Raw genomic sequence first — 14393 nt, 5'->3', positions numbered from 1 at the left:
GGATAGAGGATATATGTTAGACAGTGATCTTTTAGAGAATTATGCAGCTCTATTAATAGCTCTTAGGTTCGGGATAGATAATCCAGAAGCTGCGTTTAAGATTTTGGATAAGGCATTGGATGATCCTTTTTACAGAAGAACTAAACAACGAAGTGTTTTACAAGATAAAGAGAAATTTTGCATTGTAAGAAAAGACATCACGGACGAGGACATTAAAAAAATGATCAAGTTAAGAGGGTTAAAAGTCACTTATAAAGATATTGGTGCGATGTATGGCCTGTCGGATCAAGCCACATATGCAAGGATAAAAAATTATAAACTGAGGATGAAAGAAGCGACGTAGTTTCTAGATAAGGGGGAATACACGTGAAAGGTACAGGTTTAGTAGATGCTAATGGATTAGAAATATGTGTAGGTCACGAGACAGAATTGAAACTTGATGATGGTTCTGTTAGAAGATTTAAAGTCAAGGAAAAAACGGTTATTAGAAGGGTTGTTAATCATCCTGATTTTATAGCGGGTACTTCAAAAGTAGCGATAACAGGAATTGTATTTGAATGGGAGGGATATGATTTATTTCCATGTGTTGATAGAGATGGAGTTCCAGATAATGAAAAGATGGTTATTATAGGCCCTCACAATGAGTCGTAGTTTTTAGAACATGCAACAAGAAAGGAGAATTTTAATTGGATAAATTAATTATAGGCGAGTTTAAAGGTTGCGGAGCGTGTGATCTCTGTAAAGAGAATCAAGATTGCAGAAAGATGGATGAAGAAGTAGAGATAACCTTTAAAAAATCTCAAAAATCAGATAATTGGGGAAAAGCAGTCACTGTATTTTCTAAGGGTGAAATAGTAACGGGAAGAGCAGTTATAAAGGAAAACAGGGTCTATTGTGCTTCAGCTAAATCTAATATATTTGGAGGATATGAGGATTTTGTGAGCCTTGAAAATGTGGAAATTAAAAGACTTGGTTAGTCACATTTCAAGAAGGGAGGGGCTTAGAATGTTAGATGTTAAAAAACTCATAGAAGAAGCACCATTGGAGTGTCCTATTACGGGGTTATTGAAATGCGAGAGTTATATCATTGATGGGAATGTTGTTTATCTGCCTTATCCAGCCTATGATGCTTATACATTGCCAATATATGATGCAGAAACAGGAGAATTTTCAAGAATTAAGTATGATATGGATGATGACAACAGAGAGGAACACGAGTATTTATGTCATATTGAAGATTTGCAAGATAGAAAAGATTTTGATGAAATCAAGAAGTTTTATGGGATAGTTTAGTGTCGCATTTTTTATATTATACGCAACATTGGTTGCGGAGATTGGAGGGAGAACTTTGAAAGAATTAATTATAGATAATTTCGCAGGCGGAGGAGGTGCTAGTACAGGAATTGAGTTAGCTGTAGGTCGATCGGTAGATATAGCAATAAATCATGATCCAGCAGCCATACTGATGCATAAAACTAACCATCCAGCAACAAAGCATTATTGCGAATCAGTTTGGGAAGTAGATCCGGTAAAAGCAGTAGGAGGTAATAAAGTTGCATTAGCGTGGTTTTCTCCTGATTGTAAGCATTTTTCAAAGGCTAAAGGAAGTAAGCCAGTAAATAAAAATATACGAGGTCTTGCATGGGTAGCTGTAAAATGGGCGAAGTTAGTTAAACCACGAGTGATAATGCTTGAAAATGTAGAAGAGTTTAAAACTTGGGGACCTTTGAAAGAAGATAAGGATGGAAATTTATATCCGGACCCTAATAAGAAAGGTGAGACATTTGAGCTCTTTATAAAAGCATTAGAAAAACAAGGTTACAAAGTAGAATTTAGAGAGTTAAAAGCTTGTGACTATGGAGCACCAACTACCAGAAAAAGATTCTTTATGATTGCAAGGTGTGATGGAAAACCAATAACATGGCCAGAGCCTACGCATGGAGATCCAGAACAGATTGAAGTTAGATGTGGACTATCGAAACCATGGAGAACAGCAGCAGAAATAATTGATTGGAGTATTCCATGTCCTAGTATATTCACCAGAAAGAAACCACTAGCAGAGAACACACTTAAAAGAATAGCAAAAGGATTTCAAAAGTTTGTAATAGACAATCCTAATCCATTTATAGTAAGAATCGGACAAACAGGCTTCGCTGGTGACGGATTACAGTATGCATTAGATCAGCCACTTACAACTATAACAACTAAAGCTGAACATTTGCTTGTAACTCCATTTCTAACAAGCTATCATTCTGAAACTCAACCAGGAGAAGTCAGAGGATTAAGCTTAGACAATCCATTACACACGCTGGATACATCTAATAGGTTTGGTTTAGTTACAGCTTTTATTGCAAGACAATTCAAAAGTTCCATAGGTCATAAATTAGATGATCCATTAGGAACAGTAACAACAGTTGATAAATCAAACTTAGTTACAGCGTTTTTACTAAAATACTATGGAGCAGATATAGGACAGAAATTAAATGAACCACTTCACACTATAACTACAAAAGACAGGTTTGGTCTTGTAACTATAAAAGGTGAAGATTACCAAATAGTAGACATTGGGATGAGAATGTTACAACCTCATGAACTATTTGCAGCTCAAGGATTCCCTAAGGACTACATAATAGATCATGATTATACAGGTAAAAGCTATCCTAAAACACATCAAGTAGCAAGATGCGGAAATGCAGTACCGCCACCATTGGTAAAAGCTTTAGTAAGAGCTAACCTACAAGAGTTATGCGAGGAAGGACTAAGAGAAGCTATTTAGTGACGTATTTCAAGATTTACGTGAAATAGCATCTTTAAAATTATTAAAGAAAGAGAGGTCCTAACAATGAACGATTTCGGACACTGTTATTATTGCGGTGAAGGAATTATGTTAGATTACCCCAAAGAGGCTACACCAGAAGAAAAAAATAAAATGGCAACTAAATTCTGCAAATGCCCACAAGCAAAGATGGAAGCAGATAAAGAACTTGAAATAGAAAGGGCAAAACAGAGGATCGTGCAGCTCTTCGGAGAAAATGCAACAGAAATGGGCCTTAGTCCTATTCCAAAAGAAGAAATTCACAATCTGATGAATAGAGTTGTTGAGTTAATATCTAATCAATTTATTAGAGGATGTACCATAGAAATTAACAGTGTAACCAAGGCTAAAATCTCAGTCTCATCAAAAGGCAAAATTAACATTGAACGGGCACAGGCCATAAAGTATAAGCTTGAAGCTTAGTGATTAATTGAAACAACAGAAAAAAAGGGGGGATAGGGAAATGTTATCGATAAAGTATCCTCAAGTATTAGAAGAAAGTGAACTTTTAAGATTATTCCGGGAGTATAGAGAAACAAGAAGTACATCCATAAAAGCCAGGCTGATTAAACATAATCTTAGGTTAGCTTCATATGTGGGAAACAAGTATAAAAAAGATGATGATGATGTATTTCAAGTAGCTTGTATCGGTTTAACTAAAGCAGTAGAAACCTTTGATCCAGATAAAAAAGCAAAATTTAATACTTATGCCATTAGATGCATGACCAATGAAGTATTCATGTATTTCAGAAAAGACAAAGATTATGGTAGAATTCAAGTTTATTTAGACAAAAAGATCATCAATCCTCAAGATGGTAGCAGCACAGCAACTCATGACATTATACCCAGTGATATGAACTTAGAGGAAGACTACATGGAAAAGGTTCTACTAGAAACAATCATAGAGGTATCAGATAAACTAATTTTAAAGAAAAATAAAAAACATCAAGAGATTATAAAGCTTAGGCAAAGCGGAATGAGTCAAGTAGAGATAGCCAAAAGATTTAATTTATCTCAATCATATATATCACGCATAGAAGCAAAGCATTATAAGGAGTTAAAGATGAAAGTAGAAACTATTTTTAAATAAAGAAGGCAGGGAGCTATGGAGATCAAGGAAATAAAAGAAAACCATGTGGAAGAAATTATAAAAAGCAGACAACCTCAGGGGAAGTTTTTCACATTTGATGGTGTTAAAGGTATGTATATTGCTATAGACAATAGTGCTGCCAAGCTTCGGACAAAGGAATATAAGAATGTAGCAGATTGCATCCAATGGTTACAGGGTAAGGATGAAACTTATCGAGAGGGACAAGAGTATCAGCTGCAGGAAGGCAAACAGACGCTGGACTGTATTATACTGCAGGAATATGAAAGTTATATAACTATGAGAGAAAAGAGCAAAGGTTACCCTGTAACAATTGAAAAATACAAGTTATTGAACGGACAAGCAAAACTAATCAAGAAAGGGGAGGATGAAGTGGCAAGGGTAAAGAAGGATCCAGAGGTTTATGAGAAGGTAAAAGAACTGGCACAAAACACAGATATGACAGCAAGACAAATAATGAAGGAAACAGGTGTATCCTGGTCAACCGCTCAAAATTACATTGGCAAATATAGAGAGAGTCAAGACAAGGCTGAAAGTGAGAAAAACGTAGAGGTAGAGGATATTAAAAAACAAGAGGCACAAAAAATAGCAGAGGAACAAAACCAAGAAGAAAAAGAAGAAAAGGATACAGTCTTACAGAAGATATTCATAGGAAAGCTCACAGGAACCCACTACAGCATCAAGAAAAATGGCATCATCATAGAGGAAGGATTTCATAACGCACTGATATGCAAAGACACCTTAGGAGCTATTATTCAGGAACTAGAAGAGATAAAAAAGATGATAAGTTAAGAAGGTGATCCAGTGAGTATACTAAAGTGTTCTTGCTGTAAAAGGTCGTTCAGAAGTACTACAGGGCTAATCATCATTGGAAATAGATCCTACTGCAGCAAGTGTATAAAATATATAAGAGTTAGAAAAACAGGAAAGAAGGTTAAGTACTATACAAACGTGGGAGCTAGATGTTTTGTACAAGTAAATGGATACATAATAGAGGAATATCATGTAAAAGAGCTAAGGATAGGCAATGGGGCATAATGGGGGTGTAGCAATGACGAAGAAAAAACTTCAACAGATAAAAGGATTACATAGCGAAATAGAAATGCTAAAAAAACAAATAGCTAGTATGGAGCCTCAAATGACTTCTGACAAAGTGAAGGGTTCAACGTTAGGTCATCCATACATACTTCACGAGATAACTATACACGGGATAGATAAAAAATACTATAACCGTAAACGAAAAAAGTATGAGAAAAAGTTGCGGCAAAGACTAACGGAATTGGAAATATTGCTTGAGGAGATAAATGAATTTATAGAAGGGGTAGAGGATAGTCTTACTAGACAGATATTGATACTTAAATATGTAAAAGGATTGAGTTGGGAGCAAGTAGCAGCATACATAGGTGGGGGCAATAAAGCTGAAAGCCTACGAAAAAGAGTAGAAAGATTTTTAGGCAAAAACTAAAGTTGTCCCGATATGTCCGTTTTACATGTGTTAATATGGTATTAAGGAAAGATATAACCCGTCCCCCTTTATTAGAAAACCCTGTTCAGTTGAATGGGGTTTTTATTTTTATTTTATATTTTAAATTTTGGAGGTGATCAGAATAGAAAAGTATAAAGTTAAAGCTAAATTTCATAATAGGAAAATAGTATGCATATCCCAAGTGTTCTGTTCTGACTGTTGTGAAATTAATGGGTGTGAGGACATAGACATTTTTATAGAGAAAAAATTCGAAGGAACTAAAGACTGTATGACACATAATTCATACAAAAAGCGGGATGGGAAAATCAAATAAAAGAGGTGGGAGAAATAAAAATAAACACACAAAATGCAATTGAAGTAGGGCAATGAATTCAAAACTTAATCAACACAAATAATCTACATGCATTTTATACATCGAGCTATTGGTTAAATCTTAGAGAAGAAATATTAAAGGATCATAAATATGAATGCCAAAAGTGTAAGGAAAGAGGATTTTATAAAAAAGCAACGCATGTCCATCACGTGCAATACGTGAAGAAACATCCAAGATTGGCACTTAGTAAAACATATATATTCCAGGGCAAAGAATATAAAAATCTTATTCCGCTTTGTCACAATTGCCATGAAGAAGAACATGATCATAGGCAGAGGAAGAAAAAGAAGCTATTAACAGAAGAGAGGTGGTAAGAAAATGGAACAAATAGAATTCTTTAAGAAATTAAGAGATACAAGTGATTTAGTAGCGAAAGCAATCGAAAATGGAAACACAGAAGAAATAGAAAATGCTCTTGGACGGTTTATGTTACTGATGGTCAAACTTGATGCATTAAAATAATACCCCCGGTCAAAAAAGATCGCATTTTAATTCAGACCTTCTTGACTCGGCTGGGGGTAGACAAAAGAAATTTTTCAAAATCTCACATGACGGGGGGTGGGGGTATGGCGGCTAATGCAAAAACAAAAAAATATTTAAACTCTAGTTCATACGCTGAAATTAAGCAAGATTTACTTGATCAGCTAGAGCGTACTGGCACAGTCGGAAAATACTACACCGATCTAGTAAATGACTACATGGATATGTGGGTTACAAAATGTTTGCTAGTGGATGATATCCAGCAACGTGGAGTAAATATAAAATACAACAACGGTGGAGGACAATCTGGAGTAAAGAAAAATGACAGCATTGAACAACGTATCAAAGTTAATGCACAGATGCTAAAACTTTTATCAGAGCTAGGCATTAAGCCTGCACAAACAGGCGGTGAGGATGATGAGGAAATGTAACTATCATCCCTACATAGATTCCTACATGGATGCCATAAGAAATGGACTTATACCCTCATCAAAAGAACTAAAGTTGGCAATGGATTATATTGAATACAAGCTAAATAACTCAGATGTATTTATAGACACTGCCAAAATTGAAAAGGCTGTAGAACTAATAGAACGATATTTTGAAATGGAGCTGCTGGACTGGGAGCTTTTTATTATTGCCTTAATTCATTGCTACAACAAATCAAATGATACTGTTGTATTCGATGAATTTCTAATAGTGATGGGTAGAGGAAATGGAAAGAATGGATTTATATCTGCTATAGCATGGTACATTACTACTCATTATCATGGAGTTAAGGGTTACAATGTTGACATCGTGGCCAACAGCGAAGATCAGGCAGAGACATCCTTCAATGACATTTATGAAATGCTGGAGAGAACTTGGCAGAAATCTAAGAAATTTTTTTATAAGACTAAAGAAATCATTAAAAACCTAAAAACAAAGTCTTATATTAAATTTAACACATCAAATGCAAGGACCAAGGATGGAAAAAGAACTGCTTGTTTAATATTTGATGAAATCCACGAATATGAAGACTATGCAATTATCAATGTGTTTACAAGTGGATTTGGGAAAAGAAAACATTCTAGAACCTTTAAAATTTCAACAAATGGACATATTAGAGAAGGTGTACTGGATGATGAATTATCAATAGCGGCAGATGTGTTAAAAGGGATAATAAAAGATATAGGGTTGGTACCTTTAATCTATAAAATTGATAAAGAAGAAGAGGCCATCGATCCGAAAATGTGGCATAAAGCCAATCCATCATTAAGATTTTTCCCTGTTCTGCAGAAAGAAATGGATAAAGAATTTGTCACAATGAAATATAAACCAAGTGTAGAGCAAGAATTCTACACAAAAAGAATGAATTGGCCAAAATCAAACAAAGAAGTTGCTGTAACAGAATGGGAAAACATAGCTGCTACAAATAAAAAAATTCCTGATTTGAAAGGAAGATCCTGTACCGTTGGATTAGATTATGCTAAGATAAACGACCTTGCTTCTGTGAATCTCCATTTTAGAGAAGGAGATATAAGATATGATATAAGTCATTCATGGCTATGCTTACAATCTGCAGACTTAAAAAGATTGAAGGTGCCCTGGAGACAATGGGCTGATGAAGGGAGATTAACATTAGTCGATGATGTGGAAATCCATCCTGATCTATTAGCAGAATATATAGAGGAGCAGGCTGCAAAATACAATATAGTTGGCATAGCATTAGACAACCATAAGTATGCTATTGTTTCAAATTCTCTTAAAAAAATTGGTTTTGATGCAGCAGAATATAAAAACGTTAAGCTTGTTAGGCCTTCGGATATAATGCGAACACAACCAGTGATAGAAAGATGTTTTTTAAAACAATATTTTGTATGGGGAAATGAACCGCCCCTTAGATGGGCCACAAATAATACAAAGGTACTAGCATCAGGAAAAAAACAAGGAACCGATACCGGGAACTTTTATTACGGGAAAATAGAGGCTAAGAGCAGGAAAACAGATCCTTTCATGGCCTTAGTTCATTCAATGGTAATAGAGGACCTACTAGGTGATGGAGGTTCTGCAGAAACCCCAGATGTAGATGTATATACATACTAAGCTGGAGGGAGGTGAAAACTTGGGATTGCTTACATGGATAAAATCAAAATTAAGTAGTGGAGAAATCCTTGACTTTTCCATAGATGAATCAGATTTTTTTAATCTAGCTGCGGAGCTTTATGTAAGGAATCTTGCATTTTATACTGCAGTAAATCTTATAGCAAATTCAATAAGTAAATGTGAATTTAAGACATATCTTCGTAAAAAAGAAGAAAAAGGTAAAGAATATTATCTTTGGAATGTTGAGCCTAATCGGAATGAAAATTCAAGTCAATTTATTCATAAATGGATAAGTAAGCTCTATGAAAACAACGAGTGTCTGATTATTGAAAATAGAGGACAGCTGCTTGTAGCTGATTCGTTTTCTAAAAAAGAATATGCATTATTTGATAATCAATTTACCCAGGTAACAGTAGGAGATTTTACATTTAATAAAACATTTCTTATGAGTGATGTATTATATTTTAAACTCAATAACAAAGACATTCGAAAGCTCATTAATGCCATGTACGAGAGTTATGGAAAGCTAATAACCTATAGCCAGAAAAGTTACCAAAAATCTAGAGGAAACAAAGGGATATTAGATGTCAATGCAGTAGCACAAGGGAAAACCAATTTCAAGGAAACCTTTGAAAAATTAATGAATGAGAGGTTTAAAACATTCTTTGAAGCAGATAGTGCTGTATTACCACTTTTCGATGGTTACTCATATACAGATATAGGGTCAAAAACATATTCTCAAGAGGGTACCAGGGATATAAAAGCCATGATTGATGATATCTATGATTTCACAGCCAGGGCTTTTTGTATTCCTCCAGCTTTACTTAGAGGAGATCTTGCTGATACAGAAAAAGCTGTCAACAACTATCTCACCTTCTGCATAGATCCATTAACCGATATGCTCCATGAAGAAATAAATAGAAAACGCTCTGGCTATGAAGGCTTTAGGCAAGGAACGTTCCTAAAAATAGACACCAAGACAATCAAGCACATAGACTTACTATCAGTAGCAACTTCAATCGATAAACTTATATCATCAGGAGCTTTCTGCATCAATGACATAAGAATTGCAGTAGGAGATGAACCAATTAATGAACCATGGGCATGGCAGCACTTTATGACAAAGAATTATTCTAGTGTAGAGGAATTACTTAAAGCACTTGAAGGAGGTGGTGAGGGTGGATAAGAAAATAGATACGATTATCAGCAAACTTGATACAGCAGCTGGAATGCTAATAGTTGCAGCGATGAAGGATCAAACAGTAAAAAAGGCTATGAGACTAATTTCAGAATCATCATTTGAGCTAGGAAATTTAATAGGAGGAGGTGAAATAGAGTGGGAAAAGATTTCGTAATCAATCTACAACTATTTGCTGATAATCCACCAGCGGGCACTCCTAAAAGAATTTGGGAACTTAAACAAGCAGCACAACCCAATACTCTAGATATGTATATCTACGGGGATGTTAAAGGAGATTATTTTGACTGGTGGGAATGGGAAAGAGTTGAAAGCGAAACCTCAGCAAATCATTTTAGAAATGAACTTGCCAAATACCCTGATGCAAAACAAATCAATATCTATATCAACAGCTATGGAGGTAGTGTATTTGAAGGTACAGCTATATATAGTCAGCTAAGAAGGCATCCAGCAGAGAAGGTTGTATATATAGATGGGTTCGCCTGCTCTGTGGCTTCTGTAATAGCTATGGCTGGAGATAGGGTAATCATGCCTAAAAATACTATGATGATGATACACGATGCCATGAATGTAGCAGTAGGCAATGCAAGACAATTAAGAAAAGCTGCTGATGACTTGGACGTAATCATGGAAGGGAATAGGCAAGCCTATTTAGAAAAGTCTAACGGCAAAATGGAAGAAGGAAAATTAATTGAACTGTTAGAGGCAGAGACATGGTTAACGGCACAACAGTGTATTGAGTATGGTTTTGCAGATGAGTTATTAGAAAAAGAAGCTGATTTGACAGAAGCTAAGCAGATGCTTCAGCAAATGAATAAAACATTAGAGCAACAACTAAATTATAACAAGGCTATTGTAGCTCAATTTAGAGAGTTGGGGAAAAAACCGGTTCAAAAAGTACTACCTAAAGATCCAGAACCACCAAAACAAAATAAACCTAAAAACCTAATGGCGGCATTGTTCCGCTAATTTTCATGTAAAAAAAGGAGAGAAAAAAATGCCTAGAATGAAAAAAATTAATTTACAATTATTTGCTGGAATGAGAAATCTAGATTTAATTCAAGCCAAGAAAGCAGAAATCATGAATAAGTTAAATCAAGCTATCAAAGATGGAGACGAAGAATCCTTTGCCCAAGCCTTCACAGAGTTCACAGAAACTATTCAGGAAGCCGTGATGGAAGAGGCCAAAGGAATGGTTCAAACAGTAGATCAAAATGTTCTTGCTGGTAGAGGAGTAAGGCAGCTGACATCAGAGGAAAATAACTATTTCCAGAGAGTTATTGAGGCGATGAAAACTAGTAATCCTCAGCAAGCTCTTTCAGATATTGATGTAGTAATGCCAAAGACTGTTATCGATGCCGTGTTTGAAGATTTGACAGAAAACCATCCACTCTTAGATGCAATTAGTTTCCAAAATACAAGTGGATTAATCGAATACCTGGTAAATACAAATGGAACTGAATTGGCTACATGGAGCACCCTTACATCAGAGATCGTGAAAGAGTTAACCTCAGGATTTAAGAAAATGAATATGGGGCTACACAAGCTATCTGCATTTCTACCAGTATCTAAATCTATGCTAGATTTAGGGCCTGCATGGTTAGACAGATATGTAAGAATCATTTTAGGAGAGGCAATAGCAAATGGCTTAGAGGAAGGGATCATCAACGGTACTGGTAAAAACATGCCTATAGGAATGAATCGTCAAGTTGGAGAAGGTGTAACCGTTACAGATGGAGTGTACCCATTAAAAGAAACTGTTGAGGTAAATAGCTTAGATCCAGTGTCCTACGGACAATTGCTTTCAGGAATGGCGGTTGGACCTAATGAGAAATCAAGAGTAGTAAGAAGAGTTATTATGATTGTAAATCCGGTCGATTATCTACAAAAGGTTATGCCGGCTACAACAATAAGAGCAGCTGATGGTACATATGTAAATAATGTGCTGCCATTTCCTACGGATGTAATTCAATCAACTCAAATAGATCAAGGGAAAGCTATTATTGGATTAGCAAAAAGATATTTCATGGGTATTGGAACTGCAAAGAGCGGTAAAATCGAATACTCCGATGAGTATCGTTTCCTAGAGGATGAAAGAGTATATCTCGTGAAGCTTTATGGACATGGGGAACCTCTGGACAATACTGCCTTTGTTTATGCAGATATTTCAGGACTGAAGCCAGCTGCACATCAAGTATTTGTAGTAAATGCAGAAGATTTTCCAGGAGGGGAGCCTGAGATATAAGAAGAATTTTAGGGAGGGTACATGATGAAAGCTAAGGTAACAAGAAACTTTAGAGATAAAAATACAAAGAAGCTTCATAGAGCAGGGGAAGAAATCACAATATCAGAGGAGAGGTATGAGGAAATAAACTCTACCTCTTTAGGGGGTTTTATAGAAGAAATTAGAGAAGAAACAGATCCTAAAGTAAGTAAGGAGTCAGAAAAAAATCCAGAAGAAGAGATAAAGGCAAAAAACAACAACTAAGAAGTAGAGAGGATGAGGGGATATGGTACTACCTGAGGGCTTATTAGAGGCTGTCCGCAATTACCTTGATATAACATGGGAAGATTCTGCCGGAGACGAAAAACTCTCCGGCATTATTGCCCGTGGTATAAAGTATATTGATAGAATTGCAGGATCTGAAATGGATTATAGCATTGAAGATAAACCAAGAGAATTACTTTTTGATTATTGCAGATATGCCCGTTCAAATGATTTAGAAGAATTTCAAAAGAATTACTTACATGAATTGCTGACACTTCAAATTGCACTGGAGGTGAAAGCCTATGAGGAAGCAGAAAACACAGACCTTTAATGATGGAATAGTAAACATATATTCTGTAGGTAATATAGCTGAGATTGGTAATAAGCCTAAAGAGGACCTAACACTAAAAGCAGATTCTCTAAGGTACGAAGAGAGAACTGTAGGCATGGGGAGATTTTGGACAGCAAAACAATCTCAGGCGCAAATTGATTTAATAATTAGAACTCCCCAGAGAAGAGAGATATCCACACAAGATATAGCTATTCCTATTGATGGACAGCAATATAAAATTAAGCAGGTACAATATCCTCCTGATGTGCATCCACCATCCATGGATTTATCCCTTGAAAGATTGGAGGCTGCCTATGACATTAGTTGAATTAAGAGATTTATTATTGACAATAGGAGTACCAGCATATCATTTTGAAGCTCATAAAGAAAAAGGCAATTACATTGTATGGGCAGAAGATGGTCAAGGGGATTCCGGTTACGCTGATAATCGTATGACAACTCAGGTGATTCAAGGAACGATTGATTATTATACCAAAACAGAATTTGATCCTGTATTCAAGCAGATACAAGAAAAGCTTAATTCTGTCGATATTGCATGGAGATTAAATTCAATCCAGCATGAAGAAAATACAGGATATATCCATTATGAATGGGTATGGGAGATGGTTTGATGGCGAAGATGAAAATTAATGCAGGTGAAGAGTATGCTAAAAAACTTTCTAGATTAGGTAAAGATTCTACAGAAATTGCAAAGAAGGTTGTAATGGCAGGGGCAAGGCCTATAGCTGATGAGATTAGAAAAAACCTTGAAGCTAATATAAGGGATCCAGGCTATGTAGGAAAAGGCCAGAGAATTGTCAAAAAGAATTATAAAAAATCATCCGGCGACTTAATTGACTCATTTGGGATAGCTCCACCAGATGTAGATAGACTAGGAAATACAAATACGAAAATAGGATTTGAAGGCTATGATAGTAAAGGAGTTCCCAATGCATTAAAAGCTAGAGCTATGGAAAGTGGAACCAGTCAGCTTAAAAAACGACCTTTCGTAAGACCTGCTGTGAATAAGATGAAAAAGAAAGCTATAGAGGAAATGGGTAAGACTTTAGATGCAGAAATGAAAATTTATGCACTTTAAGAGGAGGAAATAAAATGGATAACAAGTATGGAGAATTTGTAGGTGTAGATAATCTGCATGCTGCAATAGTTTTAGAAGATTCTTTTGAAAATTATTTAGCTGAAACACCGGAGTATCTTGCTCCAAGTGCTGAAATCGCAGGGGCACCTGAGATAAACAGTACTCCAACGTACTACGATAATGTACCAGCAAATACATATATAGGCGAAGGTGTCACCACCTTAACTTTGACTATAGCTGGGATACCTGCAGAAAAAGCGGCTAAATATCTTGGAAAGAAATATGATCCTATAAGTGGCAGAGTATATGATGACGGGCAGCCTAACCCACCCGATGTTGCAATATCCTTTAGATTCAATAAGGGGAAAAGCGGATATAGGTATTATCAATATCTAAAAGGTACATTCAGCGGTGGGACAGAGGAAGCAACTACAAAGACAAGTAATATAGATGTAAAAACCTATCAAATGACTTTTACAGCTGTTACTACCACAAAGCAATGGCAAATTGATGGAGAAATGAAGCCACTCAAAAGAATATTTGCCGATACAACGGATCCAGCCTTTAATCCTGCAGGGTGGTATCTACAAGTGCAAACGCCAGATACCACAGAAGCCCCAAATGCACTAGAATTATCTAATAGTAATCCAGCAGATGAAGAGACAGAAGTAGCTATTGATATAAGTCCAGCACTGACATTCAATAACAAAATAAGCAGTTACAATATAACTATGATTAATAAAGCAACACTTGACGTTGTAGCAGTAGAATTAAGCCTAAATCCTACAGGTAAAATAATTACAATAAATCCAACAAGTAATTTAACTGCAGATACAGAATATGTAGTAATCATAGCAAATGTTAAAGATGTGTATGGACAATCTTTAAGCAACATAATAATTAAATTTATAACAGCAGCTTAGGGCGGGG

At 35.8% G+C, this 14393-nt stretch carries 24 protein-coding genes; all 24 read left to right on the top strand.

What is annotated here, in order from left to right; all coding sequences use genetic code 11:
* Positions 1-13 precede the first annotated feature (13 nt).
* Entirely contained in the window at positions 14-343 is a 330-nt protein-coding gene (locus CACET_RS15595) for a hypothetical protein (protein WP_044825830.1), read from the top strand.
* 23 nt (positions 344-366) lie between these two features.
* A complete protein-coding gene (locus CACET_RS15590) occupies positions 367-651 on the top strand; it encodes a hypothetical protein (RefSeq protein WP_044825831.1) in 285 nt (94 codons plus the stop codon).
* 35 nt (positions 652-686) lie between these two features.
* Positions 687-977: a hypothetical protein gene (locus tag CACET_RS15585; protein WP_044825832.1), complete on the top strand. Its 291-nt coding sequence runs from the start codon at positions 687-689 to the stop codon at positions 975-977.
* A gap of 28 nt (positions 978-1005) precedes the next feature.
* Positions 1006-1293, top strand: a complete 288-nt coding sequence (locus CACET_RS15580) for a hypothetical protein (protein ID WP_044825833.1) — start codon at positions 1006-1008, stop codon at positions 1291-1293.
* A 55-nt stretch (positions 1294-1348) separates the two neighbouring features.
* Complete coding sequence (locus CACET_RS15575; RefSeq protein ID WP_044825834.1) at positions 1349-2776, top strand: DNA cytosine methyltransferase; 1428 nt, start codon at positions 1349-1351, stop codon at positions 2774-2776.
* A gap of 66 nt (positions 2777-2842) precedes the next feature.
* Positions 2843-3238, top strand: coding sequence for a hypothetical protein (locus CACET_RS15570; protein WP_044825835.1), 396 nt, complete (start codon positions 2843-2845; stop codon positions 3236-3238).
* A 40-nt stretch (positions 3239-3278) separates the two neighbouring features.
* Positions 3279-3905 (top strand): sigma-70 family RNA polymerase sigma factor, encoded by a 627-nt coding sequence (locus tag CACET_RS15565; protein ID WP_044825836.1) that lies wholly within the window; start codon positions 3279-3281, stop codon positions 3903-3905.
* 15 nt (positions 3906-3920) lie between these two features.
* On the top strand, positions 3921-4715 hold the full coding sequence (locus CACET_RS15560; RefSeq protein WP_044825837.1) for a hypothetical protein: 795 nt from the start codon (positions 3921-3923) through the stop codon (positions 4713-4715).
* Between the two features lie 12 nt (positions 4716-4727).
* Positions 4728-4961, top strand: coding sequence for a hypothetical protein (locus CACET_RS15555; RefSeq protein ID WP_044825838.1), 234 nt, complete (start codon positions 4728-4730; stop codon positions 4959-4961).
* 13 nt (positions 4962-4974) lie between these two features.
* A complete protein-coding gene (locus CACET_RS15550) occupies positions 4975-5388 on the top strand; it encodes a hypothetical protein (RefSeq protein WP_044825839.1) in 414 nt (137 codons plus the stop codon).
* Between the two features lie 390 nt (positions 5389-5778).
* On the top strand, positions 5779-6096 hold the full coding sequence (locus CACET_RS21000) for an HNH endonuclease (RefSeq protein WP_044825840.1): 318 nt from the start codon (positions 5779-5781) through the stop codon (positions 6094-6096).
* Positions 6097-6100: 4 nt separating this feature from the next.
* Complete coding sequence (locus CACET_RS20590; RefSeq protein ID WP_158386103.1) at positions 6101-6244, top strand: hypothetical protein; 144 nt, start codon at positions 6101-6103, stop codon at positions 6242-6244.
* Positions 6245-6348: 104 nt separating this feature from the next.
* Positions 6349-6693 (top strand): P27 family phage terminase small subunit, encoded by a 345-nt coding sequence (locus CACET_RS15545; protein ID WP_044825841.1) that lies wholly within the window; start codon positions 6349-6351, stop codon positions 6691-6693.
* Positions 6680-8347 carry a terminase large subunit domain-containing protein gene (locus CACET_RS15540; protein WP_044825842.1) on the top strand — a complete coding sequence of 556 codons (1668 nt, stop codon included), beginning with the start codon at positions 6680-6682 and terminating at the stop codon, positions 8345-8347. The genes CACET_RS15545 and CACET_RS15540 overlap by 14 nt, the downstream gene beginning before the upstream one ends.
* A gap of 19 nt (positions 8348-8366) precedes the next feature.
* On the top strand, positions 8367-9533 hold the full coding sequence (locus CACET_RS15535) for a phage portal protein (RefSeq protein ID WP_044825863.1): 1167 nt from the start codon (positions 8367-8369) through the stop codon (positions 9531-9533).
* Positions 9526-9702 (top strand): hypothetical protein, encoded by a 177-nt coding sequence (locus CACET_RS20585; protein WP_158386101.1) that lies wholly within the window; start codon positions 9526-9528, stop codon positions 9700-9702. Before CACET_RS15535 ends, CACET_RS20585 begins: the two co-directional genes overlap by 8 nt.
* Positions 9684-10514, top strand: coding sequence for a head maturation protease, ClpP-related (locus CACET_RS15530; protein ID WP_242846952.1), 831 nt, complete (start codon positions 9684-9686; stop codon positions 10512-10514). The genes CACET_RS20585 and CACET_RS15530 overlap by 19 nt, the downstream gene beginning before the upstream one ends.
* 28 nt (positions 10515-10542) lie before the next feature.
* Positions 10543-11790: a phage major capsid protein gene (locus CACET_RS15525; RefSeq protein ID WP_242846953.1), complete on the top strand. Its 1248-nt coding sequence runs from the start codon at positions 10543-10545 to the stop codon at positions 11788-11790.
* Positions 11791-11814: 24 nt separating this feature from the next.
* Positions 11815-12033 carry a hypothetical protein gene (locus CACET_RS15520; RefSeq protein WP_044825843.1) on the top strand — a complete coding sequence of 73 codons (219 nt, stop codon included), beginning with the start codon at positions 11815-11817 and terminating at the stop codon, positions 12031-12033.
* Between the two features lie 22 nt (positions 12034-12055).
* The gene (locus tag CACET_RS15515) at positions 12056-12364 is read left to right on the top strand and encodes a hypothetical protein (RefSeq protein ID WP_044825844.1); all 309 of its coding nucleotides are present in this window, start codon (positions 12056-12058) and stop codon (positions 12362-12364) included.
* Positions 12336-12692: a head-tail adaptor protein gene (locus CACET_RS15510; protein ID WP_044825845.1), complete on the top strand. Its 357-nt coding sequence runs from the start codon at positions 12336-12338 to the stop codon at positions 12690-12692. The genes CACET_RS15515 and CACET_RS15510 overlap by 29 nt, the downstream gene beginning before the upstream one ends.
* Entirely contained in the window at positions 12679-12996 is a 318-nt protein-coding gene (locus CACET_RS15505) for a hypothetical protein (RefSeq protein ID WP_044825846.1), read from the top strand. Before CACET_RS15510 ends, CACET_RS15505 begins: the two co-directional genes overlap by 14 nt.
* Positions 12996-13463 (top strand): HK97-gp10 family putative phage morphogenesis protein, encoded by a 468-nt coding sequence (locus CACET_RS15500; protein ID WP_044825847.1) that lies wholly within the window; start codon positions 12996-12998, stop codon positions 13461-13463. Before CACET_RS15505 ends, CACET_RS15500 begins: the two co-directional genes overlap by 1 nt.
* 14 nt (positions 13464-13477) lie before the next feature.
* A complete protein-coding gene (locus tag CACET_RS19630) occupies positions 13478-14386 on the top strand; it encodes a major tail protein (RefSeq protein ID WP_052661521.1) in 909 nt (302 codons plus the stop codon).
* The last annotated feature ends 7 nt before the right edge of the window (positions 14387-14393 follow it).

The sequence above is a fragment of the Clostridium aceticum genome (genome assembly GCF_001042715.1).
Taxonomy (GTDB): domain Bacteria; phylum Bacillota; class Clostridia; order Peptostreptococcales; family Natronincolaceae; genus Andreesenella; species Andreesenella acetica.
The sequence above is the reverse complement of the archived record's forward strand: the minus strand, read 5'-3'. Positions and strand labels throughout refer to the sequence as shown.